This is a genomic window from Desulfomicrobium salsuginis, assembly GCF_054657795.1.
On record NZ_BAAHYA010000002.1, the window covers coordinates 437,037 to 462,695 of the forward strand.

25 protein-coding genes are annotated in these 25,659 nt (G+C 65.3%); 14 read left to right on the forward strand and 11 right to left on the reverse strand.

The features are described from left to right. The first annotated feature begins 9 nt into the window (after positions 1-9). The 4 genes from ACYQ3G_RS09255 (at position 10) to ACYQ3G_RS09270 (ending at position 5,035) form a co-directional block, all read left to right on the forward strand. Complete coding sequence (locus tag ACYQ3G_RS09255; RefSeq protein ID WP_459825144.1) at positions 10-1,035, forward strand: aspartate-semialdehyde dehydrogenase; 1,026 nt, start codon at positions 10-12, stop codon at positions 1,033-1,035. A gap of 91 nt (positions 1,036-1,126) precedes the next feature. After that, a complete protein-coding gene (locus tag ACYQ3G_RS09260; protein ID WP_459825146.1) occupies positions 1,127-2,077 on the forward strand; it encodes an aminotransferase class IV in 951 nt (316 codons plus the stop codon). A 35-nt stretch (positions 2,078-2,112) separates the two neighbouring features. After that, complete coding sequence (locus ACYQ3G_RS09265; protein WP_459825149.1) at positions 2,113-3,126, forward strand: glycosyltransferase family 4 protein; 1,014 nt, start codon at positions 2,113-2,115, stop codon at positions 3,124-3,126. Between the two features lie 268 nt (positions 3,127-3,394). Continuing rightward, positions 3,395-5,035 (forward strand): FAD-dependent oxidoreductase, encoded by a 1,641-nt coding sequence (locus ACYQ3G_RS09270; protein WP_459825151.1) that lies wholly within the window; start codon positions 3,395-3,397, stop codon positions 5,033-5,035. A gap of 78 nt (positions 5,036-5,113) precedes the next feature. On the opposite strand, the gene ACYQ3G_RS09275 is transcribed toward ACYQ3G_RS09270, so the two are convergent. The 6 genes from ACYQ3G_RS09275 to ACYQ3G_RS09300 form a co-directional block, all read right to left on the reverse strand. Then, positions 5,114-5,443: a PilZ domain-containing protein gene (locus tag ACYQ3G_RS09275; protein WP_459825153.1), complete on the reverse strand. Its 330-nt coding sequence runs from the start codon at positions 5,441-5,443 to the stop codon at positions 5,114-5,116. 280 nt (positions 5,444-5,723) lie between these two features. Beyond that, positions 5,724-6,725 (reverse strand): tRNA lysidine(34) synthetase TilS, encoded by a 1,002-nt coding sequence (gene tilS / locus ACYQ3G_RS09280; RefSeq protein WP_459825156.1) that lies wholly within the window; start codon positions 6,723-6,725, stop codon positions 5,724-5,726. A gap of 7 nt (positions 6,726-6,732) precedes the next feature. Next, complete coding sequence (locus tag ACYQ3G_RS09285; protein ID WP_459825159.1) at positions 6,733-7,065, reverse strand: hypothetical protein; 333 nt, start codon at positions 7,063-7,065, stop codon at positions 6,733-6,735. 11 nt (positions 7,066-7,076) lie between these two features. After that, positions 7,077-8,399, reverse strand: a complete 1,323-nt coding sequence (hemA, locus tag ACYQ3G_RS09290) for a glutamyl-tRNA reductase (RefSeq protein WP_459825161.1) — start codon at positions 8,397-8,399, stop codon at positions 7,077-7,079. 25 nt (positions 8,400-8,424) lie between these two features. Next, positions 8,425-9,252, reverse strand: coding sequence for a cytochrome C assembly family protein (locus tag ACYQ3G_RS09295; protein ID WP_459825164.1), 828 nt, complete (start codon positions 9,250-9,252; stop codon positions 8,425-8,427). After that, positions 9,230-9,919, reverse strand: coding sequence for a precorrin-2 dehydrogenase/sirohydrochlorin ferrochelatase family protein (locus ACYQ3G_RS09300; protein WP_459825166.1), 690 nt, complete (start codon positions 9,917-9,919; stop codon positions 9,230-9,232). Before ACYQ3G_RS09300 ends, ACYQ3G_RS09295 begins: the two co-directional genes overlap by 23 nt. A 116-nt stretch (positions 9,920-10,035) precedes the next feature. On the opposite strand from ACYQ3G_RS09300, the gene ACYQ3G_RS09305 reads away from it, so the two are divergent. The 10 genes from ACYQ3G_RS09305 (at position 10,036) to ACYQ3G_RS09350 (ending at position 22,267) form a co-directional block, all read left to right on the forward strand. Further along, complete coding sequence (locus tag ACYQ3G_RS09305; protein ID WP_459825169.1) at positions 10,036-11,292, forward strand: glycosyltransferase family 9 protein; 1,257 nt, start codon at positions 10,036-10,038, stop codon at positions 11,290-11,292. Next, positions 11,285-12,565: a CgeB family protein gene (locus ACYQ3G_RS09310; protein ID WP_459825171.1), complete on the forward strand. Its 1,281-nt coding sequence runs from the start codon at positions 11,285-11,287 to the stop codon at positions 12,563-12,565. The genes ACYQ3G_RS09305 and ACYQ3G_RS09310 overlap by 8 nt, the downstream gene beginning before the upstream one ends. A gap of 77 nt (positions 12,566-12,642) precedes the next feature. Further along, a complete protein-coding gene (locus tag ACYQ3G_RS09315) occupies positions 12,643-13,287 on the forward strand; it encodes a phosphatidylserine decarboxylase family protein (RefSeq protein WP_459825174.1) in 645 nt (214 codons plus the stop codon). A 20-nt stretch (positions 13,288-13,307) separates the two neighbouring features. Then, positions 13,308-14,066, forward strand: coding sequence for a CDP-diacylglycerol--serine O-phosphatidyltransferase (gene pssA, locus ACYQ3G_RS09320; protein WP_028578362.1), 759 nt, complete (start codon positions 13,308-13,310; stop codon positions 14,064-14,066). A gap of 118 nt (positions 14,067-14,184) precedes the next feature. Next, positions 14,185-15,717, forward strand: a complete 1,533-nt coding sequence (locus ACYQ3G_RS09325; RefSeq protein WP_459825176.1) for a 2-isopropylmalate synthase — start codon at positions 14,185-14,187, stop codon at positions 15,715-15,717. After that, positions 15,702-16,961 (forward strand): 3-isopropylmalate dehydratase large subunit, encoded by a 1,260-nt coding sequence (gene leuC, locus ACYQ3G_RS09330; protein ID WP_459825178.1) that lies wholly within the window; start codon positions 15,702-15,704, stop codon positions 16,959-16,961. Before ACYQ3G_RS09325 ends, leuC begins: the two co-directional genes overlap by 16 nt. Positions 16,962-16,970: 9 nt before the next feature. Continuing rightward, the gene (locus ACYQ3G_RS09335; RefSeq protein ID WP_459825180.1) at positions 16,971-17,465 is read left to right on the forward strand and encodes a 3-isopropylmalate dehydratase small subunit; all 495 of its coding nucleotides are present in this window, start codon (positions 16,971-16,973) and stop codon (positions 17,463-17,465) included. 904 nt (positions 17,466-18,369) lie between these two features. Then, positions 18,370-19,443 carry a 3-isopropylmalate dehydrogenase gene (gene leuB, locus ACYQ3G_RS09340; RefSeq protein WP_459825183.1) on the forward strand — a complete coding sequence of 358 codons (1,074 nt, stop codon included), beginning with the start codon at positions 18,370-18,372 and terminating at the stop codon, positions 19,441-19,443. A gap of 97 nt (positions 19,444-19,540) precedes the next feature. Further along, the gene (locus ACYQ3G_RS09345; RefSeq protein ID WP_459825185.1) at positions 19,541-20,254 is read left to right on the forward strand and encodes a hypothetical protein; all 714 of its coding nucleotides are present in this window, start codon (positions 19,541-19,543) and stop codon (positions 20,252-20,254) included. Between the two features lie 15 nt (positions 20,255-20,269). Further along, complete coding sequence (locus tag ACYQ3G_RS09350; protein ID WP_459825187.1) at positions 20,270-22,267, forward strand: elongation factor G; 1,998 nt, start codon at positions 20,270-20,272, stop codon at positions 22,265-22,267. 80 nt (positions 22,268-22,347) lie between these two features. Here the strand turns inward: ACYQ3G_RS09350 and ACYQ3G_RS09355 are convergent, their stop codons facing one another. From ACYQ3G_RS09355 to ACYQ3G_RS09375, 5 genes are all read right to left on the reverse strand, one after another. After that, the gene (locus tag ACYQ3G_RS09355) at positions 22,348-22,878 is read right to left on the reverse strand and encodes a rhodanese-like domain-containing protein (protein ID WP_459825190.1); all 531 of its coding nucleotides are present in this window, start codon (positions 22,876-22,878) and stop codon (positions 22,348-22,350) included. Further along, complete coding sequence (locus tag ACYQ3G_RS09360) at positions 22,869-23,372, reverse strand: MauE/DoxX family redox-associated membrane protein (RefSeq protein ID WP_459825193.1); 504 nt, start codon at positions 23,370-23,372, stop codon at positions 22,869-22,871. Before ACYQ3G_RS09360 ends, ACYQ3G_RS09355 begins: the two co-directional genes overlap by 10 nt. A 66-nt stretch (positions 23,373-23,438) precedes the next feature. Next, positions 23,439-24,167, reverse strand: a complete 729-nt coding sequence (locus tag ACYQ3G_RS09365; protein ID WP_459825195.1) for a pseudouridine synthase — start codon at positions 24,165-24,167, stop codon at positions 23,439-23,441. 2 nt (positions 24,168-24,169) lie between these two features. Beyond that, positions 24,170-24,946: a substrate-binding periplasmic protein gene (locus ACYQ3G_RS09370; protein ID WP_459825198.1), complete on the reverse strand. Its 777-nt coding sequence runs from the start codon at positions 24,944-24,946 to the stop codon at positions 24,170-24,172. Continuing rightward, complete coding sequence (locus ACYQ3G_RS09375) at positions 24,943-25,644, reverse strand: hypothetical protein (RefSeq protein ID WP_459825200.1); 702 nt, start codon at positions 25,642-25,644, stop codon at positions 24,943-24,945. Before ACYQ3G_RS09375 ends, ACYQ3G_RS09370 begins: the two co-directional genes overlap by 4 nt. Positions 25,645-25,659: the final 15 nt, after the last annotated feature.

Consider the following 25,659-nt stretch of genomic DNA (forward strand, 5'->3'; position numbering starts at 1 on the left):
GAGGCGACGATGAAAAAGAATCCAGTAGTGGCCGTGGTGGGCGCGACAGGCGCCGTGGGCAGGGAGATGCTCGATACGCTCCTGCGCCGCAATTTTCCTCACTCCGAAGTGCGGGCCCTGGCCTCGTCGCGTTCCGCCGGCACCACCGTTGAGTTCGGCTCCAAAAAGCTGACTGTGCAGGAACTGACTGAAGATTCCTTCAAGGGCGTCGATCTTGCCCTCTTTTCCGCCGGCGGCTCCACCTCCGAGAAGTTCGCGCCCTGCGCGGCCAAGGCCGGCTGCGTGGTGGTCGACAACTCCAGCGCCTGGCGCATGGACCCGGCCGTGCCCCTGGTCGTGCCCGAGGTCAACCCCGACGACTTGTCCTGGCACAAGGGCATCATCGCCAACCCCAACTGCTCGACCATCCAGATGGTCGTGGTGCTGAAGCCCCTGCACGACGCCGCCCGCATCAAGCGCGTGGTCGTGTCCACGTACCAGGCCGTGTCGGGCACGGGCCAGAAGGCCATCAACGAACTCGAAAGCCAGGTTCGTCAGCTTTTCAACGGCCAGGACGCCGAGTGCAAGGTCTACCCCTACCGCATCGCCTTCAACTGCCTGCCGCAGATCGACGTATTCCTGGACAACGAGTACACCAAGGAAGAGATGAAGATGGTCCTCGAAACCAAGAAGATCCTGGGTGACGACACCGTCCGGGTCACGGCCACCACGGTGCGCGTGCCGGTCTTCTACGGCCACAGCGAGAGCGTGAACATCGAGACCGAGAAGAAGCTCACGCCCATGGAGGCCAGGGCCATCCTGTCCCAGGCCCCTGGCGTGCGCGTCTACGACAACCCCGGCGAGAAGATCTACCCCATGCCCATCGTGGCCGCGGGCGAGGACGACACCTTCGTCGGCCGCATCCGCACGGACGAGAGCATCGACAACGGCCTGAATATGTTCATCGTGGCCGACAACATCCGCAAAGGCGCGGCCCTGAACGCCGTGCAGATCGCCGAGGTGCTGCTGCAGCGCGACCTGCTGCGCGTGCCCTAGAACCGCCGTTTCCCGCCGACTTCACGCCCCAACCGGAAACGGCTTGGGGCGTGTTTTCTTTGTGCGCCAACCTTCCGATCCGGAGGTGGAGATGATCGAAATCGGAACCGAAGAACTGTACTGGGAGCGCGTACGCACGCTGCCACGTCCCGGCGAGGAGAATTTCCTGGCCTTCTACGACCACCGTCTCGGTGCGGTCTTCACCAACCCCAGGCTCATGCTCATCCCCCTGGACGACCATCTGGTCCACCGCGGCGACGGGGTCTTCGAGGCCATGCGCTTCGAGGACGGCGCCATCTACCAGCTGGACGAGCACGTGGGGCGCCTCATGCGCTCGGCGGCGGCCATCGACCTTCCCTGTCCCGTGGAACCGGCGGCCCTTGCGGACCTGGTCCGCCAGGTCTGCGTGGTCAGCGCCGCGTCCGAGGGCAATGTCCTGGTCTTTCTGGGCCGCGGCCCCGGCGGTTTCACCCTGGACACCAGGGAATGCCCCGAGCCGAGCCTCTACGTCGTGGTCAAGCGCTTCCCGCGTAAGGCCGAGTCCTTCTGGGAGAACGGCGTCAGCGCCGTGCGCACGCGCATCCCGGCCAAGCAGGGCTGGATGTCCCAGATCAAGAGCGTCAACTACCTGCCCAACGTGCTCATGAAGAAGGACGCCGCGGAGCAGGGCGCCGACTACCCCCTGTGCTTCGACGACGAAGGGTTCCTGGCCGAAGGATCCACCGAGAACGCGGTGCTGGTCGACAGGGACGGGGTGTTCGTGGTGCCCGAACTCAGGAACGCCCTTATGGGCACGACCCTCAAACGGGCCATGAATCTGGCTGCCGGTTTCGTGCCGGTGGCCACGCGCCCCGTGCCCGAGGACGAGCTCTACGGCTGCCGCGAGATCATCCTGCTGGGCACGAGCATCGACGCGGTCAGCGTGGTGCGCTACAACGGGCGGGTCGTCGCCGACGGCAGGCCAGGCCCCGTGAGCCGGCGCCTGCGCGAACTGCTGGTGGCCGACCGCAAGGCCCACGGGCAGACCCTGCGGGACGCATGAACGGGGTCGTACCGGCAAAGGAGACGCCGCGGGTCGTGACGCATCTCGATCTGGGATGCGAGTTCCGCGGTGGACAGCGGCAGGTCCTGTACCTGGCTTCGGAGCAGGCAGGGGCCGGCATGGGCGTGCGCATCTGCGCGCCCGCCGGTTCGCCGATCCTGGCAAGGGCTGCGGGCCTCGGCCTTGCAACGCTGCCCCTTCCCGCGCGCCGTGATTTCGATCCGCGCAACCTGGCCGCCCTGGCCGGAGCCCTCGGACTCCACGAGATTCTGCACACCCATGATGCTCGGGCCGCCTCCCTGGGCGCGCTGGTCCGCCTCCTGCGCCGCGGCGTGCGTCTGGTCCACACCCGCCGCGTGTCCTATCCCCTGGGCCGGGGCTGGAGCCGGATGAAGTACCGGCTGGCGGACCTGGTGGTCTGCGTCAGCCGGGAGGTGGAAGAGGCCGTGCGCGAGGTGGGCGTGGACAGAATCGCGGTCATCCCAAGCGCCATCGTCCTTCGGCGCTACTCGCCGAGGCTGCCCGGCAACGGCGGGAGAGCAGGCATCATCGGGGCCCTTTCGCCCCAAAAGGGGCACGGGCAGTTCTTCGAAGCTCTGGCCCTCATGACCGACCCGCCCGAGGTCTGGATCGTGGGCGGGGGGGCGCTCGAAGGGGAGCTTCGGGCTCTGGCCGACCGCCTCGGCATTGGGGGGCGTCTTGTCTGGAAAGGGGAGGTGGAGAGCCCCCAGGTGCTGCCCCACTTCGATGTTCTGGTCGTGCCCTCGGCCCACGGCGAAGGTTCGAGCGGCGTGGTCAAGGAGGCCTGGGCCGCCGCCGTGCCCGTGGTCTGCTCTGATCTTCCCGCCAACCTGGAGCTGGTCCGGGACGGAGAGAACGGTCTGGTCTTCAGAAACGGCGATCCTTCCGACCTGGCCTTCCAGCTGGACCGGCTGCGTGCGGATGTCGGCCTGGCCCGACGCATTGTTGAAGCTGGCCGCATCGACGTGCTGGCCTACGGTGCGTCGGGCATGCGGCAGGCGTACGACCGCGTCTACGCGCGCGTTTGAGCGTATCTTGCGGAAACAAAAGGCATTGTGCCTCGCACATTCGTTCGGATCTCAGATTTGCCGTCGTTCGACGGGTTCCATTCATCACCTGCTCAGCGCATGATTCGCGTCTTCCCGGCCGTCCCGTGCGGCCTGTATGGGTCGTCTCTTGCCGTTGCAAAGTGACATTCCCGTCAGAGTCGCCCTTTGCGCTTTGACAATTTTACCTCAGGCGTTACACAAGAAAATCGCGATCCGCCTTTCACGTCCAACTTTCCGGAGGTTCCCCATGGCCAAATCAACACACGATACCGAATGGTTCCTGCCCGAGGACCAGCGCAAGGCGCTCGGCGAATATCTTCGTGAATTCAAGGAGACCGTGCCCGTCCACCTTTTCGTCAAGCCCGGTCAGAATGACGCCTACGCGGATTTTGCCCGCAAGCTCATGCAGGACCTGGTCCGGCTGACGGACAAGGTCACCCTGCACCTGCACGAGGACGAGGCCGCGGCCAACGAGAAGCACGGCGTAACGCGCTTCCCGAGCCTACTCATCGACCCGGAGCGCTATTCCATCCGCTTCACCGGGGCCCCGGCCGGGGAGGAGGGGCAGGCCTTCCTGCACGCCCTGATGATGGTCTCCACCAGGCACAGCTTCCTGTCGGAGAAATCGAAGGAGCTTCTGGGCGGACTGGGGGAGAAGCGGGTGGTCAAGGTCTTCGTCAGTCCGACCTGCCCCTACTGTCCGGGCCAGTGCGTCAACGCCATCAAGGCCGCCGTGGAGCGGCCCGACCTGATCGCCGTCGAATGCGTTGAAACGGGTGAAAACCCCGACTACGCCGAGGAATATTCCGTGGGCTCCATCCCGCATACGGTCTACAACGAAAATCTGTCCACCGTGGGCCTTGAGCCTGAGCCGTCCTTCGTGGCCCAACTCGTCACCCTGCAAGCCGCCCGCGAACACGCCCATGAGGCCGGCGAAGCCGCCGGGCAGGGCGTGAGCTACCACGACCTTGTCATCATCGGTTCCGGTCCGGCAGGGCTCACGGCCGGCATCTATGCCAAGCGCGCCGGGCTTGACGCCGTGGTCCTGGAGAAGGGCATCGTCGGCGGGCAGGTCAGCATCACGCCCGAGGTCGAGAACTATCCGGGCTTCGTCAACATCGGCGGAAAGATGCTCATGGACATGATCCATGAGCAGGCCAAGCAGTACGTCGATGTGGTCACGGGGCAGAAGGTCGAGGAGATCAAGATAGGCCGCAATCTCGAGGTCTATACTCAGGACAGGGTCTATGTGGCCGACGCGGTCGTCTACGCCGCCGGCGCGTCCTGGAAGAAGCTCGGCGTGCCCGGCGAGGATCGCTTCATGAGCAAGGGCGTGTCCTTTTGCGCGTCCTGCGACGGGTTCATGTTCAAGGGTAAAAAGGTGGCGGTGGTCGGGGGAGGCAACACGGCCCTGACCGACGCCCTGCATCTGAAGAACCTCGGGGTGGACGTGATGATCGTGCACCGCCGCGAGGGCTTCCGGGCCGAGCAGCACCTGATCGATTCCGTGCTGCGTGAGGAGATTCCCGTGCGCTGGAACTCCGTCGTGGAGGAAATCGGGGGGGACAAGGCGCTGGAGTTCATCGCCGTGCGGGACGTGAAGACGGGCGCCACGGAGCGCGTCAAAGTCGATGGGGTCTTTTTGGCCATCGGCATCGTGCCCAACGTCGAAGCCGTGTCCCATCTCGGCCTGACCCTGGAGCCCGGCGGCTATATCAAGGTCGACAGGATGGGACGGACCAGCCTGCCCCGGCTCTACGCGGCCGGAGACATTACCGGCGGCGTGCAGCAGATCGTGACCGCGGTCAGCGAGGGCGCCTCGGCGGCCATGGCCGTGTTCGAGGACCTGACCCGGCGCAAGGTCGAACAGGCCGCCCGCTCCAAATGAAAGTAGCCCCGCAGGGCCCCTCGAAACCGAACCGCCGCCTCTGCGGCGGTTCTTTTTTGTGGTGACGGCGCACGCCGTTCACGACATGGACAGATAGCGCAGCCCCACGCCGTAATGCCTGTCGGATTCGGGCAGGTTTTTCTTCCAGATGACCGTGGCGTAATAACACCGTCGCGGTGCGTTCTCGTCGCCCCACTTTGCGTCGTCGCCGTCTTCAAGGACCTCAATGAGCAGGTTCGCGCCGAGCTTGGGTGGGGGGAACCTGAGTTCGAGATACATTCCGGTGCTGCTGAAGTTGAACATCCGGGCCGGTTGATATTCCTCGTGGCCGCCGATGGAGTACCTCACGACCGCCTGATGCGGCACCCGCCCCTTCTTCCGCTGTTCGGCCGTGTTCCTGCGTTTCATACTGACCTCGCTGTGCCGCATGGCGATGCTTTGCGGTTGGACGCGCCATCCCGCGTATCCGTGCAAGAAACTTTTGTGCCATGTTGTGAATAAATAATTATTCAGGATGGATAGATTGTAATTATGGACAGGGTGCGCGCTTCGTGTGCGCAATAATCCGTATTTTCCGGACAAAAGTGTCCCATCCGATGCCACTCTGGGGGAGATTTGAGGGCCGAGTCGATGCCGCGATCAGAAGATCCAGCGCCGGGAAGGTGAGGAGTCCGAGATTCCGGGATTGTCAGATGCGCGTGCGCACGGAAAAGCGGATGCCGTCCTTTTCCACGCAGGCGACCTTGTCGCCGGGGAACTGGATGAGGCGCCCCACTTTACTCCCCGCCCACGCCCGATCCAGCAGGAGAAGATGGGCGGCCAGGGCCTGCCCAGGGCCCAAGCCGTCCAGGACACGCTTGTAGAGGCGCAGGCGCTGGGCCGGGTGGACTTCCAGGAGCCGGGCTTCGACGAGGAGGCCGCCGGTCTTGGTAGGGAGGTCCGCGAGCCTCTCCTTCCAATAGTCCTCATCGATGCGGGCCATGGTCCAGACTTGCCGGAGCGCCTTTGACAGGCCGGGGTTCTCCCGTCGCAGCAGGGGCAGAACGTCGCTGCGGATGCGGTTGCGGGTGCGGTCCGCCGAGGCGTTGCTGCGGTCTTCCCGCCACGGGACCCCGAGGGTTTCGAGGAGGCTTTGCAGTTCGCACTTTTCCCAGTCCAGCAGGGGCCGCAGGAGGCGGCGCGCCGGGTCCGCACCCGTCATGCCCCCAAGCCCGGGCCAGCCCGTGCCGCGTACGAGGCGCATGAGGATGTCCTCGGCCAGGTCGTCGGCGTGGTGGGCCGTGACCATGAAATCCGCCCCGCATTGCGCGCGGACCGACTCCAGAAAGGCGTAGCGCAGGTTCCGGGCGCATTCCTCCAGGCCGGGGCCGCCGGGTCGCATGGACAAGGCCACGTCCAGCCGGGCCGCCTCCAGTGGGATGCCGAGCCTGGAGCAGGTTGCGCGGGCGTGTTCAAGTTCCTCGTCGGATTCGGGGCGCAGCCCGTGATGGGCGTGGGCGGCCGCGAGCGTCAGCCCGAGGGGCCGGGACAGCAGATGCAGGATGTGCAGCAGCGCCGTCGAGTCAAGCCCGGTGGAGTAGGCCACGACCAGGCTTCGCCCCCGGATGTCCACGCCGAGGCTGTCCCGGCAGAAGCGCGGCAGGCCCAGGCAGCGCCGAGCCATGGGGCGGGGGAGGTCCTGCAGGCGCACGGGGACCTCAGAGGGGGATGTTCAGGTCTTTGAGCAGGTTTTCCAGATAGGAGATCATGTGTTCCTGCTGTTCGGGCGTGGCGTAGGCGATGCACGCGCAGCGCAGGATGCGCTTGGCCCGCACCAGGAGTTCGAGCTTGACCCAGTCCCGGCCCGTCTCCACGGCCATGTAGAAGGGGCCGCACTGGGGCGCGTGATCCTGCTGCAGGGGGGTCAGGAGCCTGGGGGGCAGGTTGAAGTGGTAGAGGTGCTCGATGCTCTGCAGCTCCTGTTCCTTGAGCCAGTTTTCGAGCTTTTCCATGTCCTGCGGCGTGATTTCTTCGATGAGGAAGGAGCGCATGCGATGAATCCTTATTTGCCGCCGCTCTTGCGGTCCAGGTGGGCCTCCGCGGGCACGGTCTCCTCGTCAAGGTTGAAGATGCGGCGGGCGTTGTGGATGAAGCGCTGGGCCGAGCCTTCCTCCTGGGAGCGGCGTTTGAGGTAGCTGATGGGTTCGTGGTAGATCTTGTGGCACAGGGACAGGGCCAGGCGTTCGAGGACGGCCACCATCTGAGGGTCCGGGTCGGGTCCGAGCTGCTTGATGGACTTGCGCAGCTCCTTGCGGGCGATGCGTTCGCCCTGATCAAGCAGGGCGACGATGGTCGGCTGCAGGGCAAGTCCGTCTCGCCAGCGCATGAAGGCCCCGACCTCCTCGGCCACGATGCCGTGGGCCTTGTTGGCCTCCTGCTGGCGACCGGCCAGGTTCTCTTCGACCACTTCCTTCAGGTCGTCGATGTCGTAGAGGTAGACGTTGTCGAGTCCGTTGATGTCCGGGTCGATGTCCCGGGGCACGGCGATGTCGATGAAGAAGATGGGCCGGTTGCGGCGCAGGCGCAGGACCTCCTTCATGTCCTTGGCGCGGATGATGGCCGTGGGCGAGCCCGTGGAACTGATGACGATGTCCGTCTCAAGCAAAGCCTGGTGCAGTTCCTCGAAGGGCATGGACCGGCCGTTGAACTGCTTGGCCAGTTCCACGGCGCGGGCCTGGGTGCGGTTGACCACGGTGATGTCGCGAACGCCGGCCGAGAGCAGGTGCGTGGCGGCCAGTTCGGCCATCTCGCCGGCGCCGATGAGCAGCGCCCGGTGGTTGGTCAGGTCCGAGAAGATCTTGCGTGCCAGCTCCACGGCCGCGTAGCTGATGGACACGGCGCTGGAGGCGATGGCCGTCTCGGTGCGGACCCGCTTGGCCACGGAAAAGGCCTTGTGCAGGAGGCGGTTGACGATGACCCTGGCCGCGCCGTTTTCCACGGCCTTGCGGTAGGCGGTCTTGAGCTGCCCCAGGATCTGCGGTTCGCCCAGGATCATGGAATCCAGGCTCGACGCCACGGTGAAGAGGTGGTCCACGGCCTTGTCGCCGACGTGGCAGTAGGTGTGGTTCTCCAAGTCGGCCTGGGGCTGTCCGCAGTGGTCGGCCCAGAAGCGCAGCACCTTGGAGCGGACGTCGCCCGCGCTGTCGCCGACCACGAGGAACTCCACGCGGTTGCAGGTCGAGAGGATCATGGCTTCGGACACGGCGCCCGTGTCGCTGACCAGCCCAGTGGCCGCAGGATCACAGTCGGTCAGGGCGAAACGCTCCCGGATGTCCACGCCAGCGGTCTTGTGATTGAGTCCGACGAGATAGATTTCCTGATTCATGTTCGGTTGCGGTCTTTCCTGATGATTACGGGCGGAAACTGTGGTGCGTGGGCAGCAGGAAGTTGACCCCGACCAGAGACACGAGACACAGCGCGAAGAGGACGATGGCCATCCTGGCCGGCTTGCGGCCCCGCCAGCCCAGGGCCGTGCGCTGGTGGAAGAGCACGGCGAAGATGATCCAGATGACGATGGTGATGAGTTCCTTGGGATCCCAACTGATGATCTTCTTCCAGGTGAAGGAGGCCCACAGGAAGCCGGACATGACGCTGATGGTGTAGAGCGGGAAGCCGACGGACACGGCCCAGTGGTTGGCGCGGTCGAAGGTTTCCAGGGATGGGAGGTCCTTGGAGAAGCCGGGCATCTTGGCCTTGGTCTTGATGATCTTTTCCAGGTGCAGGTAGGCCACGCCGGCACCGAAGGCCATGGTGATGAGGCCCAGGGAGACGAAGATGGTGCCAACGTGCAGACTGAACCACAGGGCGCTGAAATGCTCGGGCACGGCCAGGACCTGGGTGCGCACGGCCAGGGACGAGGAAAAGAGGACCAGGGCCAGGGGGGCGGTGATCATGGCCAGGAAGTCGTGCTTGAGGCGCCGCCACAGGACGAAGAAGATGAGGACCACGAACCAGGCCAGCAGGCTCATGTAGAACTGGCCTTGCTGCAGGTTTACGGCGCCGATCTCGACGAAACGGACCCCAAGGTCCACGGTGTGCAGGGCGAAGGCGGCCACGGAGGTCCAGACGGCCGCTTTCTTCAGGATCGACCGTCGCAGGACCAGGCCCAGCGGGTAGCTGACGGAGCCGGTCAGGTAAAGGAGCGCAATGAGCAGGTCAAACAGTCGGGATGCAGTCATCGCACCATTCTCCGATTCTGGGGTGCAGGGGGGCGGGCAGCACGGCCCGGAGCAGTTCCAGGCATGCGTCCCGGTCCTTGGCCTTGATCAGCGACGCCAGGGGGGAGGTGGCCAGAGCCCTGAAAACCTCCCGGTTCTCGTTGCTGGGGCGGCCCAGTTCCAGCATGGCCGCCCGGATGGCGGCCAGAAGCCTGGTCAGGGCTTCGTACTCCTCTCCGTACCTGGCCTCGATATCCTGGCGGATGACCCGTGACAGAGCCGGGCTCGCGCCGCCCGTGGACACGGTGATGGTCAGGTCCCCGCGCGTGATGCTGGCCGGCAGGACGAAGCTGCCCGCCTCTGGGGCGTCTGTCATGTTGCACAGCACGCCGTTTTGCCGGCAGACCTCGCCGACCCGGGCGTTGACCTCGCGGCTGGAGGTGCAGGCGAAAACGAGCTGCGCGCCCTGCACGTCCGACTCGGCGAAGGGGCGTCGTTCATACGTCAAGTTGCCGTGGCTGGCAAGGAGGGCCGCCAGCTCGGGGCCGGGTTCGGCCGGGTCCACGACGGTCACGGCGGCCGGGGAGCAGGGCAGCAGTCCCTGGACCTTGCGCAGGCCCACCTCGCCGCCGCCGACCACCAGACAGCGCATTCCCGTCAGATCGAGGAGCAGGGGGTAATATCGCATGCAGGCCGTCTAGCAGAGGCGGACCCGCTTGTCCAAGGTCGTCGGCCCGTGTGCCGGGAGGGCTTGATAATCCGGGGAGTTCTGGACTTTTTGCCGTTTTTCCCGGATGAGGAGGCATGAACCCTCGCGATCCGGGCGCCCCCGCCGGCCCCGACTTCCTCGTCATACAGTTGGCCCGCTTCGGGGACCTGATCCAGACCAAGCGGCTCGTGGCGTCGCTCGCGGCCCAAGGGCGGGTTCACCTGCTCGTGGACCGCTCCCTGGCGGGTCTGGCCCGGCTGGTCTACCCCGGCGTCACGGTCCACGGCCTGGCCGCCCACGGCGCCCACGGGCCGGACATCCTGCCCCGGGTGCATGACGATCTGGAAGGACTTGCTTCCACCGGGTTCCACCGCGTCTACAATCTCAATTTTTCCGGCATGAACTTCGCCCTGGCGGCCATGTTTCCGGCCCGCGCCGTGCGCGGCTACCGGCAGGAGGCGGGGCAGAGGTTCATGGACGCCTGGCCTTCGCAGGTCATGCGCTGGACGCGGTCGCGGGCGTCGGCCGGCCTCAATCTCGTGGACGTCTGGGGGCTGTACGCCGACGAGCCCCTGCCGCCCGACTGCGTCAACCCTCCGGCCCGGCCGCGCGGCGGCGGGCTCGGCGTGGTCATGGCCGGGCAGAATGCCCGGCGCTCCCTGCCGGCGCAGGTGCTGGCGCCTCTGGTCCAGGCGGCCATGGGTCGCGCGGGAAAGGGGCCCATCACCCTGCTCGGGGCCGGGGCGGAACGGCGGGCGGCCAAGGAGCTGACGGCGCTGCTGCCGGGGTCCTTGCGCGGGCAGGTCCGGGACCTGGTGGGCAGGACGGACTGGCGCGAGCTTGTGGACGTAGTGGGCGGTCTGGACCTGGTCCTGACTCCCGACACGGGCACCATGCATTTGGCCGCCCATCTCGGCGTGCCCGTCATGGCCTTTTTTCTGTCCTCGGCCTGGTGCCACGAGACGGGCCCCTACGGTCTGGGGCACCATGTGCTGCAGGCCACGACCGACTGCGCCCCCTGCCTGGAGACGGCCCCGTGTCCCCACGACATCGCCTGCCGGCGGGTTTTTAGCGACCCGGCCGTCTTGCGCCGCGTCAGCGGCCGCGCAACGGGGGATATGCCTAGGGGGTGCGCCCTCATGGCCGGTGGCTTCGACTGGCTGGGCGCGACCTTCACGGCCGTGGTCGGGGATGACGCCGGCGCCGGGCGCAGGCGGGCCTTCAGGACCATGGCCGCGGCTTGCGCCGGGGTGCCGGGGCTCGGGGGCGGCGAGCGCGCGACGGATGAATCCTGGATGATGGAGAGGGACTGGATGCTGCCCCAAACACTGCGAGGTCGGGCCCATGAATGAGAGCCGGCGAATCCTGCTGGTGCTGCCCATGTACGGAGGCTCCCTGCCCGTCGGCAGGTACTGCGAAAACGCCCTGCGCGAGCTCGGGCACATGGTCGAGACCTTCGAGGCCCCCGGTTTTTACGGCGCCTTCTCGGCCCTGAAGACCCTGCGCGTGGGCACGGACCGCCTGGACTATCTGGAGAACAGCTTCCTGCAGGTCGTGTCCCAGGCCGTGCTGGCCAAGGTCGAGGCCTTCGCCCCGGACCTGGTCCTGGCCATGGCCCAGGCCCCGCTTTCGCGGCAGGCCCTCAGGCGCCTGCGGCGGGACAAGGTGGCCACGGCCATGTGGTTCGTCGAGGACCACGAGGTATTCCCCTACTGGCAGGCCTTCGCGCCCCTGTACGACCTTTTCGCCGTCATCCAGAAGGGGGACTTCCCGCGCAAGCTGGCCGAGGCCGGGCAGCCCAACTCCATCTACCTGCCCATGGCGGCGGACCCGTCCGTGCACCGCCCGTTGGAACTTTCGCCGGTTGAGCGTCGGCGCTACGGCAGCGAGCTGTCCTTCGTGGGCGCGGGCTACCCCAACCGCCGCCTGGCGTTTCGGCAGTTGGCCGGATTCGACCTGCGCATCTGGGGCAACGACTGGGACGGCGAGACGGCCCTGGCGCCGTTTCTGCAGCGCCAGGGGGAGCGCATCGAGACCGACGAGGTGGTGAAGATCTTCAACGCTTCGGCCATCAACCTGAACCTGCACTCATCGGTTCGTCCGGGCGTGCTGGTCGGCAACGGCGACTTCGTCAATCCGCGCACCTTCGAACTGGCCGCCTGCGGGGCCTTCCAGCTCGTCGACCGTAGGGGCCTGCTGCCGGAACTTTTTGGCGAGGGCGAACTGGCCCTCTTTTCGGACATGGAGGAGCTGCTGCAGGCCATCGAACATTTCCGCGCCCGTCCCGAGGAACGGGCGGCGGTGGCGCAACGGGGCAGGGCGAGGGTGCTGGCCGAACACACCTATGCCCACCGTATGCGCACCCTGCTGCAGCACGCCGAGGCCCTCATGCCGGAACGGGCCTCCCGGCCTTCGCAGTGGCGTGAGGAGATACCCGAGAGCCTGAGGGACCAGCTCGACGCGCTTCTGGCTCGACTGGGTCTGGCACCCACGGTGGCCTTCGACGACCTTGTCTGGGCCGTGCGCGGCCGCCAGGGCGAACTGAATCGTCTGGAAACGGCCATCCTGTTTCTGGACGAGTGGAAGAAACAATATTCGGGCGATCGCCCCGGCAAGGACGCCTAAATTAGCGCTTGCCTCGTGTTCGGCCCGGCGGTACAGATTCAGGTTCCTTTCGCATATCAGATAATTTTGGAGTTTTCATGCATAAGCCATCCATCGGCCTCTCCCTGGAAGGGATGCCCTTCATCTTTTTGACCACGGTCGCCACCCTGACCTTCGCGGTCCTGGACTGCTGGTTCATGGCCACGCTGCTCCTGGTGGTCCTCTTCCTGGTCCTCAACTTCTTCCGCGACCCCGAGCGCGTCGTGCCCCAGGAGCCCGGCGTGGCCGTGTCCCCGGCCGACGGCAAGGTCATCAAGGTCGAGACCATGCGTGACCCCTTGACGGGCGAGGACCGCACGGCCGTGTGCGTGTTCATGAACGTCTTCAACGTCCACGTGAACCGCATGCCCGTGGCCGGCCGCATCGCGCGCATTTCCTACTTCGGCGGCAAATTCATCAACGCCTCCTTCGACAAGGCTTCCGAGGACAACGAGCGCAACGCCGTGCTGGTGGAGGATGCCGATGGGAAGACCTGGACGGTGGTCCAGATCGCCGGGCTCATCGCGCGCCGCATCATCTGCTGGGCCGAGGAGGGCGACAGCCTGGCCCGTGGTCAGCGATTCGGACTGATCAAGTTCGGTTCCAGAGTTGACCTTTACCTGCCGAGTGACTATGAATCGGTCGTCCGCATCGGAGAAAAGGTCTTCGCCGGCCAGAGCATTCTGGCCCGGAAAAAGCGGTAGAAACAATTTTTCAGGATACAATGGACCACCCAAAGCCCAAGCACAAGGGGTACTACCTGCTCCCCAACATGATGACCATGGCCAGCCTGCTGACCGGGTTCATGGGCATTTTGTGGTCCATCGACGGCCGTTTCGAGATGGCGGCCGTAGCCATCATCGTCAGCTGCGTCTTCGACGGGCTCGACGGCAAGCTGGCCCGCCTGACCAACTCCGCCTCGGACTTCGGCGTGCAGCTGGACTCCCTGGTCGACCTCGTCGCCTTCGGCGTCGGGCCGGCGGTGATGATCCACCAATGGTGCACCCACGAGTTCGGGCGCCTGGGCATCATGGCCTCCTTTCTGGTCATGGCCTGCGGGGCTCTGCGCCTGGCGCGCTTCAACATCCAGACGGGCAAGATCAGCAAGAAGTTCTTCATCGGCCTGCCCATTCCTGCCGCGGCCTGCACCCTGGCCACCTTCGTCCTGTTCTCTTCGTACATCCCCGAGACCATGGTCGACTGGATTCCCCGGATCACCCTGGTTCTGGCCTTTCTCGTGTCCATCCTGATGGTCAGCAACGTCCGCTACGCGTCCTTCAAGGACGCCGAGGTCATCCGCGCCCATCGCTTCAGCGCCACGGTCACGGCCCTGCTGGTCTTCGTTTTGGTCGCCTCCGAGCCGAAGCTCCTGAGCTTCGTCTTCTTCATTTGCTACATCATTTCCGGCCTCATCTACTCCTACTTCATTCTGCCCCTACGCGGGAAATCCTTCCTACGAGAGTCTTCTCACAAGATCTCGTAAAGGAACACGCAACCCCCTCAGCATCGTTTGCAGGAAACGGCAATTCAGGGCGCGACAGCCGCCCAAGAACAGTATTTATCATCAATCGATTATAAATTATTGAAAAAGGAGAACAGCCATGTCCGACAGAATTTTCATTTTCGACACGACCTTGCGCGACGGCGAGCAGTCTCCGGGCGCGACCATGAACGGCAGCGAAAAGGTGCGTCTGGCGCGCCAGTTGGAGAATCTGGGCGTCGACATCATCGAGGCCGGCTTTCCGGCGGCCAGCCAGGGCGATTTCGAGGCCGTGCAGGCGATCGCCGCGGCCGTGCAGAACTGCCAGGTGGCCGGCCTGTGCCGGGCCCTGCCCGCGGACATCGACCGGGCCTGGGAGGCCGTCCGTGGCAACCCGCAGGCGCGCATCCACACCTTCCTGGCCACCTCTGACATCCACATGAAGTACAAGCTGCGCAAGGAGAGGCACCAGGTGCTGGAGATGGCCGAGGCCGCGGTCAAGTACGCCGCGTCCAAGACCTCCAACGTCGAGTTCTCGGCCGAGGACGCCTCGCGTTCGGACTGGCCTTTCCTGGCGCAGGTTTTCGAGCGCGTCATCGCAGCCGGCGCCACGACCATCAACGTGCCCGACACCGTGGGCTACACCCAGCCTCAGGAGTTCGCGGAACTCATCAAGTACCTGCTCGAAAACGTGAAGAACAGCCACAAGGCCGTCTTCTCCGTGCACTGCCACAACGACCTCGGTCTGGCCACGGCCAACACCCTGGCGGCCCTGAAGGCCGGGGCGCGTCAGGCCGAGGTGACCCTGAGCGGCATCGGCGAGCGCGCCGGCAACGCGGCGCTCGAAGAAGTGGTCATGTCCATGGACGTGCGCAAGGACTTCTACCAGCTGACCACGAACATCAGGAAGGAGCAGATTTTTCCATCGACCCGGCTCTTGTCTTTGATCATCGGTCAGCCTATACCACCGTACAAATCGATTATCGGTTCCAACGCCTTCGCCCACGAGTCCGGCATCCATCAGGACGGAGTGCTCAAGAACCGCCAGACCTACGAGATCATGACGCCAGAGTCCGTGGGCCGCAAGGAAGAGGACATGGTGCTGGGCAAGCATTCGGGCCGGGCCGCCTTCGACAAGCGCCTGAAGGACCTGGGCTACCGCCTGGACGAGGAACAGCTGGGCATCGTCTTCACCGCCATGAAACGCCTGGCGGACCGCAAGAAGGAGATTTTCGTCGAGGATCTCGAAGCCGTGGTGCTGGACGAGATCTTCCGCATCCCGGACAAGTACCGGCTGGAGTACCTGAGCGCCATCAGCGGCAACATGGCCATTCCCAACGCGGTGGTCAAAATGTACGTGGATGGTGAGGAGCGCATCCTGTCGGACTTCGGGACGGGCCCCATCGACGCCGTGTTCAACACCATCGGCAAGGTCGTGGGCCGCAGCCCCAAGCTGGTCCGCTACGCCGTCAACGCCATCACCGGCGGCACCGACGCACAGGGCGAGGTGACCGTCAAGATCGAAGAGAATGGAAGAACCTCGGTGGGCCGCGCATCCGACGCGGACATCATCGTGGCCAGCGCCAAGGCGTACCTGAACGCCCTGAACCGCCTGGCCAAAAGACAGGAGGATACGATATGCGACAGACTTTAGCCCAGAAGATACTGCAGCGCCACACGGACCAGCCCATCACGGCCGACGGACAGATCGTCCAGTGCCGCGTGTCCCTGGTCCTGGCCAACGATATCACGGCGCCCCTGGCCATCAAGTCCATCCGCGGCATGGGCGTGAAGCAGGTCTTCGACAAGGACAAGGTGGCCCTTGTCTGCGACCACTTCACCCCGAACAAGGACATCGACTCGGCCGAGCAGGTCAAGGTTGTGCGCGACTTCGCCCGCGAGATGGACATCACGCACTACTACGAGGGCGGCAACGTCGGCGTGGAGCACGCCATCCTGCCCGAGTACGGCCTGGTGGGCCCCGGCGACATCATTGTCGGCGCCGACAGCCACACCTGCACCTACGGCGGCCTGGGCGCCTTCGCCACGGGCCTGGGCAGCACCGACGTGGCCGCGGCCATGGCCCTGGGCGAGACGTGGTTCAAGGTGCCCGAGACCATCCGCGTCAACTTCACGGGCAAGCTGCCCGAGCACGTGGGCGGCAAGGACCTCATCCTCTTCACCATCGGCCAGACCGGCGTGGCCGGGGCCCTGTACAAGGCCCTGGAGTTCGGCGGCGAGGTCATCGACGATTTGTCCGTCGAGGCGCGCATGACCATGGCCAACATGGCCATCGAGGCTGGCGGCAAGGTCGGGCTCTTCGCGGCCGACGAGAAGACCCTCGAATACTGCCGGGCCCACGGCCGCATGGGCGACGAGCCCATCGCCGCCGACCCCGGCGCGGCCTACTGGAAGGAGATGACCTTCGACGTGTCGTCCTTTTCGCCCCAGATCGCCTGTCCGCACCTGCCGGACAACGTCAAACCCGTGGAGGAAGTCTCGGACGTGCGCGTGGACCAGGTGGTGCTCGGCTCCTGCACCAATGGCCGCATCAGCGACCTGCGCGAGGCGGCGGCCATCATCAAGGGCCGCAAGGTGGCCAAGGGCGTGCGCTTTATCGTCATCCCGGCCTCTCCCGGCGCCTATTCCATGGCCCTGGACGAGGGCCTGTTGCGCATCTTCCTCGACGCCGGGGCCATCATCAGCCCACCGACCTGCGGGCCGTGTCTGGGCGGCCACATGGGCATCCTGGCCGGCGGCGAGCGCTGCCTGGCCACGACGAACCGCAACTTCAAGGGCCGCATGGGCAGCCTGAAGTCCGAGGTCTACCTGGCAGGTCCGGCGGTGGCCGCGGCCACGGCCGTGACCGGCTTCATCACGCACCCGGGCAAACTGTAGGAGGACGCCATGACTTTCAAGGGAAAGACCCACGTGGTGGGTGACCATATCGACACGGACGCCATCATCCCGGCCAGGTTCCTGGTCACGGCCGACACGGCCGAGCTTGGCAAAAACTGCTTCGAGGGCCTGGAGGAGGGCTGGGTCAAGCGCGTCACCCCCGGCGACATCCTGGTGGCCGGGGAGAACTTCGGCTGCGGCTCGTCGCGCGAGCACGCGCCCCTGGCCATCATCGGCGCGGGCATGCCCGTGGTGCTGGCCAAGAGCTACGCGCGCATCTTCTACCGCAACGCCTTCAACATGGGCTTGTTGCTCCTGGAACTGGGCGACGACATCGGCCGCATCAAGGACGGCGACGAACTGGAGATCGACGTGGCGGCCGGTAAGATCGCCAACCTGACCAGCGGTGAGACCATCGGCTTCAACCCGGTCCCGAAATTCATGATGGACATGCTGTCCGGCGGCGGGCTGGTGGAGTACGTCAAGCGCAAGGTGGCGCAGTAAAGTGAATGCCTGGGGAGTGCGTGCACTGGCTTCTTGAAACGGGAAAGGCATGGATTCCCGCCTTCGCGGGAATGACACGTATGCCAGTGCGGTATTCGGATTGTTTATTGGAAGCGCACTTTCGCATCATCGCGACGTCATCCCCGCGAAGGCGGGGAGCCATGCCTTTCCGGACTAACGTACATAACCAACATTGCCGCATCGGCTGAGACGTCATCCCCGCGAAGGCGGGGAACCATGCCTTTCCGGACTGACGTACGTAACCAACATTGCCGCATCGGCTGCAATGTCATCCCCGCGAAGGCGGGGATCCATGCCTTTCCGGACTGACGTACGTAACCAACATTGCCGCATCGGCTGCAATGTCATCCCCGCGAAGGCGGGGATCCATGCCTTTCCGGACTGACGTACGTAACCAACATTGCCGCACCGGCTGCAATGTCATCCCCGCGAAGGCGGGGATCCATGCCTTTCCGGACTGACGTACGTAACCAACATTGCCGCACCGGCTGCAATGTCATCCCCGCGAAGGCGGGGATCCATGCCTTTCCGGACTGACGTACGTAACCAACATTGCCGCATCGGCTGCAATGTCATCCCCGCGAAGGCGGGGATCCATGCCTTTCCGGACTGACGTACGTAACCAACATTGCCGCATCGGCTGCAATGTCATCCCCGCGAAGGCGGGGATCCATGCCTTTCCGGACTGACGTACGTAACCAACATTGCCGCACCGGCTGCAATGTCATCCCCGCGAAGGCGGGGATCCATGCCTTTCCGGACTGACGTACGTAACCAACATTGCCGCATCGGCTGCAATGTCATCCCCGCGAAGGCGGGGATCCATGCCTTGTTTGACTGACGCACACAAACAACATTTGATTCGTTCAAGCTGGAGTTCTCAATGAACATGAAGATATGCCTCATGCCCGGCGACGGCATAGGCCCCGAGATCGTGACCCAGACCGTGAAGGTGCTGGAGAAGGTTGCGGCCAAATTCGGCCACGCCATCGAAACCACACAGGCCCTCATCGGCGGCGCGGCCATCGACGCCGTGGGCAACCCTCTGCCCGATACGACGGTGGCGGCGTGCAAGGCGGCGGACGCGGTGCTTCTGGGGGCGGTGGGCGGACCCAAGTGGGACACCATCGACCCGGCCATCCGGCCCGAGAAGGGGCTCCTGGGCATCCGCAAGGCACTCGGGCTGTTCGCCAACCTGCGTCCGGCGGCGCTGTTCCCGGAACTGGCGGCTGCGTCGTACCTGCGCCCCGACATCGTGCGCCAGGGCCTGGACATCATGGTCGTGCGTGAGCTGACGGGCGGCGCCTATTTCGGCGAGCCCCGGGGCGAGACCGTGGTCAACGGCGAGCGCGCGGCCTTCAACACCATGATCTACTCCGAGTCCGAGGTGGAGCGCATCGTGCGCGTGGCCTGCGAGATCGCGCGCAAGCGCGGCAAGCGTCTGTGCTCGGTGGACAAGGCCAACGTTCTCGACGTGTCGCGGTTGTGGCGCGGGGTGGCCATCCGCACGGCGGCCGAGTACCCGGACGTGGAGCTGTCGCACATGTACGTGGACAACGCGGCCATGCAGCTCATCCGCGACCCCTCGCAGTTCGACGTTATCGTGACCGAGAACCTGTTCGGCGACATCCTGTCGGACGAGGCCTCGATCATCACGGGCTCCATCGGCATGCTGCCCTCGGCGTCCATGGGGTCGGGCGGCCCGGCCCTGTTCGAGCCCATCCACGGCTCGGCGCCGGACATCGCCGGGAAGGACGTGGCCAACCCGCTGGCCACCATTTTGTCCGTGGCCATGATGCTCAGGTTCTCCTTCGGCCTGGAGGCCGAGGCCGCTGCCATCGACGCGGCGGTCAAGGGCGTGCTGGCCAGGGGCTACCGCACCGGCGACATCTATGTCGGCGAGGGGACGAAGGTCGGCTGCACGGAGATGGGCAGGCTGGTGGCGGACGCCATCTGAACTTCGCGGGGCGCGGCCTGTTGTGCAACGCCCTGAAATATGGAAAAGTCGGGCAGGTCATGCGTGACCTGCCCATTTTTTTTGCAAGGAGCCCCATGTGATCGAGGAACTGCTGGCGGACAACGGTATCGAGCCGGACATTGACGACGACGCCCTTGGCGAGGCCTACGACCGCTGCCCGGCGGTGCACAAGTCGGTCATCAAGAACGCCGTGGCCTTTGCCTGGGCCCTGGCCCAGGAGGGGAGCGAGCCGGTGACGGAAACGCGGCGTTTCGCCCACGTGGACCGCACGGTCGGCCACGAGCGGCTGGACTGGGCCTTCTTCGCCGTGGACCAGCGCCTCTTCCCGCTGCCGGCCGTGTTTTCGGCCATGGTCCAGGCACTGGCGGCGCGGGTGGAGAGCCTCGTGGTCCATGTCAGCGGCCCGGTCACGGACGCGCTCTTGTTCGGCTGCGACCTGCTCTCGGCGAACCAGATCTTCACCCGGGAGCCCGGCCCGCTGTTGAAGCTATTGGCTGGCGCGGGCGAGGGCGTGTGCATCGACCTGGCCGGCATCGCCATCGACCATCACCGCGTCGTGCGGCCCGATCCGCAGGCCTACGGCGCGTTCCTGGAGCTGCCGGACAGCGAATACGTCCAGGCCTACCGGGCTGTGACGGCCGAACTTACGGTCCAGGGGCGTCCCTACATCTCCTACGGCGGCGAGGCCGGAGCGGCGCCGGTGGTCATGGCCGAGCGGTTCCTGGGCTGCTGGCTGTGGGACGTCATCACTGCGGACACGTTCCGGCGCACTTCCACGACATTCTTCTAACCCCTTCGCGCACCCATGAAGAAACACGACATCTCGCGCAACATCGGCATCATCGCCCACATCGACGCCGGCAAGACGACCCTGACCGAGCGGCTGCTCTTCTATTCGCACAAGATCCACAAGCTCGGCGAGGTCCATGACGGCGCCGCGACCATGGACTACCTCGAAGAGGAGCAGAAGCGCGGCATCACCATCACCTCGGCCTGCACGACCATCCAGTGGCACGGCACGCGCATCAACATCATCGACACGCCGGGCCACGTTGACTTCAACGTCGAGGTGGAGCGGGCCCTGCGCGTCTGCGACGGGGCCGTGGTGGTCTTCTGCGGCGTGAACGGCATCGAGTCCCAGAGCGAGACGGTCTGGCGGCAGGCGCGCAAGTACGGGCTGCCGCGGCTCGTTTTCATCAACAAGACGGACCGGCCCGGCGCGGACTACTGGCGCGTGGTCGGTGACATAGGCGACCGTCTGGCCGTGCGGCCCGTGCCGGTGACGGTGCCGTCTCTGGCCGTGGAGGGCGGGGTGCTGCATCTGCTGCGCGGATTGGTGCTGACCTTCGACCTGGCGGATCATGGCTCGACGGTGCACGAGCATGAGCCGCGGGGCGCGGACACGGAGCAGCTGGAGGCCCGGCGGCGCGAGGTCGTCGAGACCCTGGCTGACTTCGACGACGTGGTCATGGAGAAGTACCTGGGCGAGGAGGATCTGGGCGACGACGAACTGAGCGCGGCCCTGCGCCGGGCGACGCTCTCGGGTCAGGCCGTGCCTGTCTATTGCGGCAGTGCGCTGAAGAATATAGGCGTGCAGCCGCTGATGAACGGCGTGACGCATTTCCTGCCCTCTCCCGAGGAGTCCCAGTCCCATGCGCGGGTGCTCTCCCGCATGGAGGAGGCCGGGGTCAAGGACGACCAGTTCGTGGGCTTTGTCTTCAAGGTCCTGTTCGAGGGCGCGCACAAGAAGATCTTCCTGCGTGCCTACAACGGCCGCGTGGCCGAGAACAGCGCGGTCTGGAACTCGCGCCTGGAACGCTTCGAGAAGATCCACAAGCTCTACACGGTCCACGCCAACCGCTTTGAGCCCATCCCCGAGGCGCGGAGCGGCGAGATCGTGCTGGCCACGGGCCTCAAGGAGTGCGTGACGGGCGACACGCTGTTCACGGGCAAGTCGGATCTGCGGCTGGAGAACATCGACGTCCTGCAGCCGGTGCTGAACGTGGCCCTGGTTCCGGGCAGCGCCAGCGATACGGACAAACTTCAAGCGTTGCTTGAGAGATATTGCATCGAGGACCCGACCCTGCGCTCCTTCACCGACGAGGACACGGACCAGCTCATCGTAGCGGGCCTGGGCGAGCTGCATCTGGAGGTGGTGCTGGAGCGGCTGCGCAAGGAGAGCGGGGTGGCCTTCCGCTACGGCAACCCGCAGGTCATCTTCCGCGAGACCGTCGAGGCCGCGGCCGAGGCCGAGGGCGCGTGCCGCAAGCTCATCGCCGACAACCTGCACCGCGCCCTGGTGCGCCTGTCCGTACAGCCGCGGGAACGCGGGGCGGGCAACGCGGTGGTCTCGGACGTCCCGGCGGGCAACATGGCGAACATCGCCCTCAAGGCCATGGAGGACGCCCTGCAGGCCGGGGCGGCCCACGGCTGCGTGGTGGCCGACGCCGAGGCTCGACTCCTGGCCGTGTCACCCTTCGAAGACGGCCTCACGGAACTGGGCGTGCGCATGGCCGCTCTGGAGGCCATGAAGACGGCCCTCTCCCAGGCCTCGCCGGTCCTGCTGGAGCCCATCATGAGCGTGGAACTGCGCATGCCGCCGGAGTACGTCGGCGACTGCGTCAACCTCCTGGGCGCCAAGAATGCGCGCATCCTGGACGTGCGCACGAGCGATTTCGATTCGGGCATTACGGCCATGGCCCCCATGCGCCAGCTTTTCGGCTTTTCGACGGAACTCAGGTCCCGCACCAAGGGCAAGGCCTTCTATTCGCTGGTCTTCAGCAAATACGACGTGGTGGGGTGATCTGCGGCGCTTGCCCCAAAAAATGAAGCCCCCGAGTCCGCAGACCCGGGGGCTTCATTTTTAGCTGATCAAGGGATGTGCTACTTCACTTCTTCCACAGGAAATCCTGCGCCCTTCCAGCCGAAGATGCCGCCGGGGAAGCGGTAGACGTTCTTGTAGCCGAGCTTCTTGGCCCAGACCGCGCCGTTGTGGCTGCGGGTGCATTTGACGAAGCCGCAGTAGACGATGACCGGCTTGTCCTTGTCGGGCCCCAGCAGAGCTTCGAATTCGGCCTGGGTCTTGCCGTCGGTCTCCTTGACGTCCCACTCCTTCATGTCCGGGATGGGGAAGAGGAACTGCACCGCGCCGGGCACGTGCTCCTTCTTGTAGCTGTCCGCGTAGGGCATGGTGTCGACGATGACCATGTCCTTGCCTTCGTCCATCATCTTCTTCAGCTCGGCGGCCGTGACCAGGTCGTAGCCACCTGCGGCCGTGTCGCGCACCAGCTTCACGGCTTCGGTTTCCTTGGTGGCTTCGGCCTCGAACTTGGAGTCGAAAAGGGCGAAGGACGGGTTGGCGAGAAACGTGACAAGCAGGACAACCACGGGAACGAGAACTTTCTTCATGCGCATTCTTCCTTCCAGATAAGAGTTTTGACGGACTGGTATTTTGAGGCGAAGGAGACCGGGCGCATGCCTAGGAACCAACGCCACGCGTACAGTGCGGCCGCGCAGGCCAGCATGAGAAGGTCGCGGCGCAGGGCGCTGCGGATTCCGGAGAAGGCTTCGGCCTCGGGGTCGCCGGGACCGTAGCAGCCGCAGTCGATGTCGAGCCCCATGTGCAGGCCCCAGGCGAGTACGGCGATGAAGGCGAGGAGCATGAGGGTGATGAGGCCCAGGCTCCCGCGGATGTCGAAGATGAGGGCCACTGCCCCCAGGATTTCGAGCACCGGCAGGACGAAGGCCGCCGGCAGGACCAGAAAGCCCGGCAGGATGCCGAAGGCGTCAACGGTCGCCGCGAAGGTCATGGGGTTCTGGATCTTGATGGCTCCGGCAGTCATAAAGGCCAGGGCGAGCCCCATGCGGACTGCGGAGTAGGAGAATGATTTCCAGGCTATGGAGAGCATGGAATACTCTCTGGCTTTTGGCAGTCCAGAGGTCAAATCGTTATTCTGGATGGGATCGAGGCAAAGTTATTGATAATTTTGATGCTTGCTCTGACGCGCTGCGGGCGGGGCGAGGGGAATGGGCGGAACGCCGGGTGCAAAGGCGCAGGGAGCGTGAAACACGGTCCACTGGCCCCCGTAGGGGTGAAACAATCCCAGCTGGCTGGCATGCAGCAGGAGACCCGCGGGGTCGGCGTCCCCATCCGGGCCGTAGAGATTGTCACCCACGATGGGGTGGCCGAGGCTGGCCATGTGCACCCGCAGCTGGTGCGAGCGTCCGGTGTGGGGCAGCAGGAGGACCAGGGTGGTCCGCGTGTCGCGTTTGAGCACGCGGTATTCCGTCAGGGCTGGCTTGCCGGTGGCATGGCAGACCATCTGCCGGGGGCGGTTGGGCCAGTCGCAGGCCAGTGGGAGGTCCACGACGCCTTCATCCCGAGTCATGGAGCCTTCGACCCTTGCCAGATAGGTCTTGCGCGTCAGCCGTTCCTGGAACTGTCGGCGCAGCTCGGACTCGGCCTTGCGTCGCGTGGCCATGACGAGGACGCCGGAGGTGCCCAGGTCCAGCCGGTGCACGGCCTGGGCGGCGGGGTGCAGCTCCCGCACCCGGGTCAGGGCCGAGTCGAAGAGCTCCGGGGTGCGGCCCGGTACGGACAACAGGCCGCCGGGCTTGTTGAGGACGACCATGTCCCGGTCCTCGTGGATGATGACCAGCCGCGGCTCGGTCGGCGGTTCGTAGCGCAGGGGGGCGAGGGTCATGGTCAGGGCTTGGGGGCGCCCAGCGCGTCCTGGTCGGTCAGGTCGGCGATGGCGGCGTTGATGCGTTGGAGGGTGCTGTCGGGAACGCTCTTGGTGAAAATGAGGTAGCGCAGGTTGCCCGCCGGGATGTCCTGCATGGTCAGGGTGGTGAACCGGCCTGCGTCAACCTCGGCCAGCCGCAGCAGGGTCGGGACTTCCTCGGGGGCCACGAGCATGTAGGCGGCGCGCCCCTGCAGAATCAGCTTCGGCAGGACTTTCTGGGAGGACGATACGGTCAGGCTGCGCACCAGAATCTCTTTTTGCATGCGGTCGACGGCCTCGCCGTAGGAGAACGAGGCCACCTGGGCCATGATCAGGGACCGATCGGCCAAGACGTCCCGCAGGGTCGTGTGGCGGCTGAACAGGTGCGCCTTGTCGGTTGTGGTCAGCAGGACCAGGGGCTGGTCGCGGTAGATGGGCAGGCTGAACGTGGCGAAGGTTTCGCGTTCGGGCGTCTTGAACCAGCCGATGGAGCACGTGGGGCCGCTGTCGGTGCGGAGTTCTTCCATGATCCGGTTCGGGGGGTGTTGGCTGAAGGACGCCGGAATCCCGGCCCGGTCGAGAATCTGTCTGGTCAGGCCGAGCAGGAAACCCCGCGGCTGCCCGTTTTCGGTCCAGTAATAGGGCGGGCGTTCGAGGTAGACCACGTGCAGGTCGGTGGCGTTGGCGGCCGCGGCCGGAGTCGCCAGGAGGCTGCCGAGCAGGACGAAGAGGACGAGAAGCGCCCGCCGCCTGGTCATTGCAGACCTTCCGGCGGTTCGTGCACCCCGAACTGGTCCAGCTGCCAGCCCACGTCCTTGCCGATCATCCGCCGTTTGCGCACGGTGATCCACCAAAGTCCCTTCCACTGCCAGCCCGGGATGGACCTGACGTAGCGCGCCTGCCGTTCCAGGGCGGCGCAGATGAGGTCCAAGGTCTCCTCGGGCCTGTCCTGGGGTTCGAGGCCCGTGCGGCGTTCCAGCGTGGCGCGCCCCGCATGATGGGCCTCCAGAAGCTGCGGCAGCGTCAAGCCCGGAAAGGACTGCACGAAGGCGCCGGGGACCGTGGGCAGGGTGTGGGCGTCGGGGGCGTTGGTCGTAGTCACGCCGGTCTTGTCGTCGTAGATGGTCACCAGTTCGAGGAAATGCTTGCCCAGCCCATGGTAGAAGACCAGATAGGTCTTTTCGGCGGCATTCTTCCAGGTCTTGCAGAACAGGGACCGGTTCTTGTCGGCGATGCGGAAGTCGAACATGACGTCTTCGGCGAAGCCGTGGTCCGCCGCCCAGTCCGCCGCCTGGCGCAGGGGCTGCCGCACGTCCTGGTCAACCGGGACATGGGAGCGGGGAACCATGCGTTCCTTGGGGGAGGACAGGGCGTCGACGGTGACTTTCATGATCTTGGTCGAAAGGTACCACACGGCCGTCATGACTGCCAGCAGCAGAACAGGAAATGCCATCATTTTTGCCTACCTCCG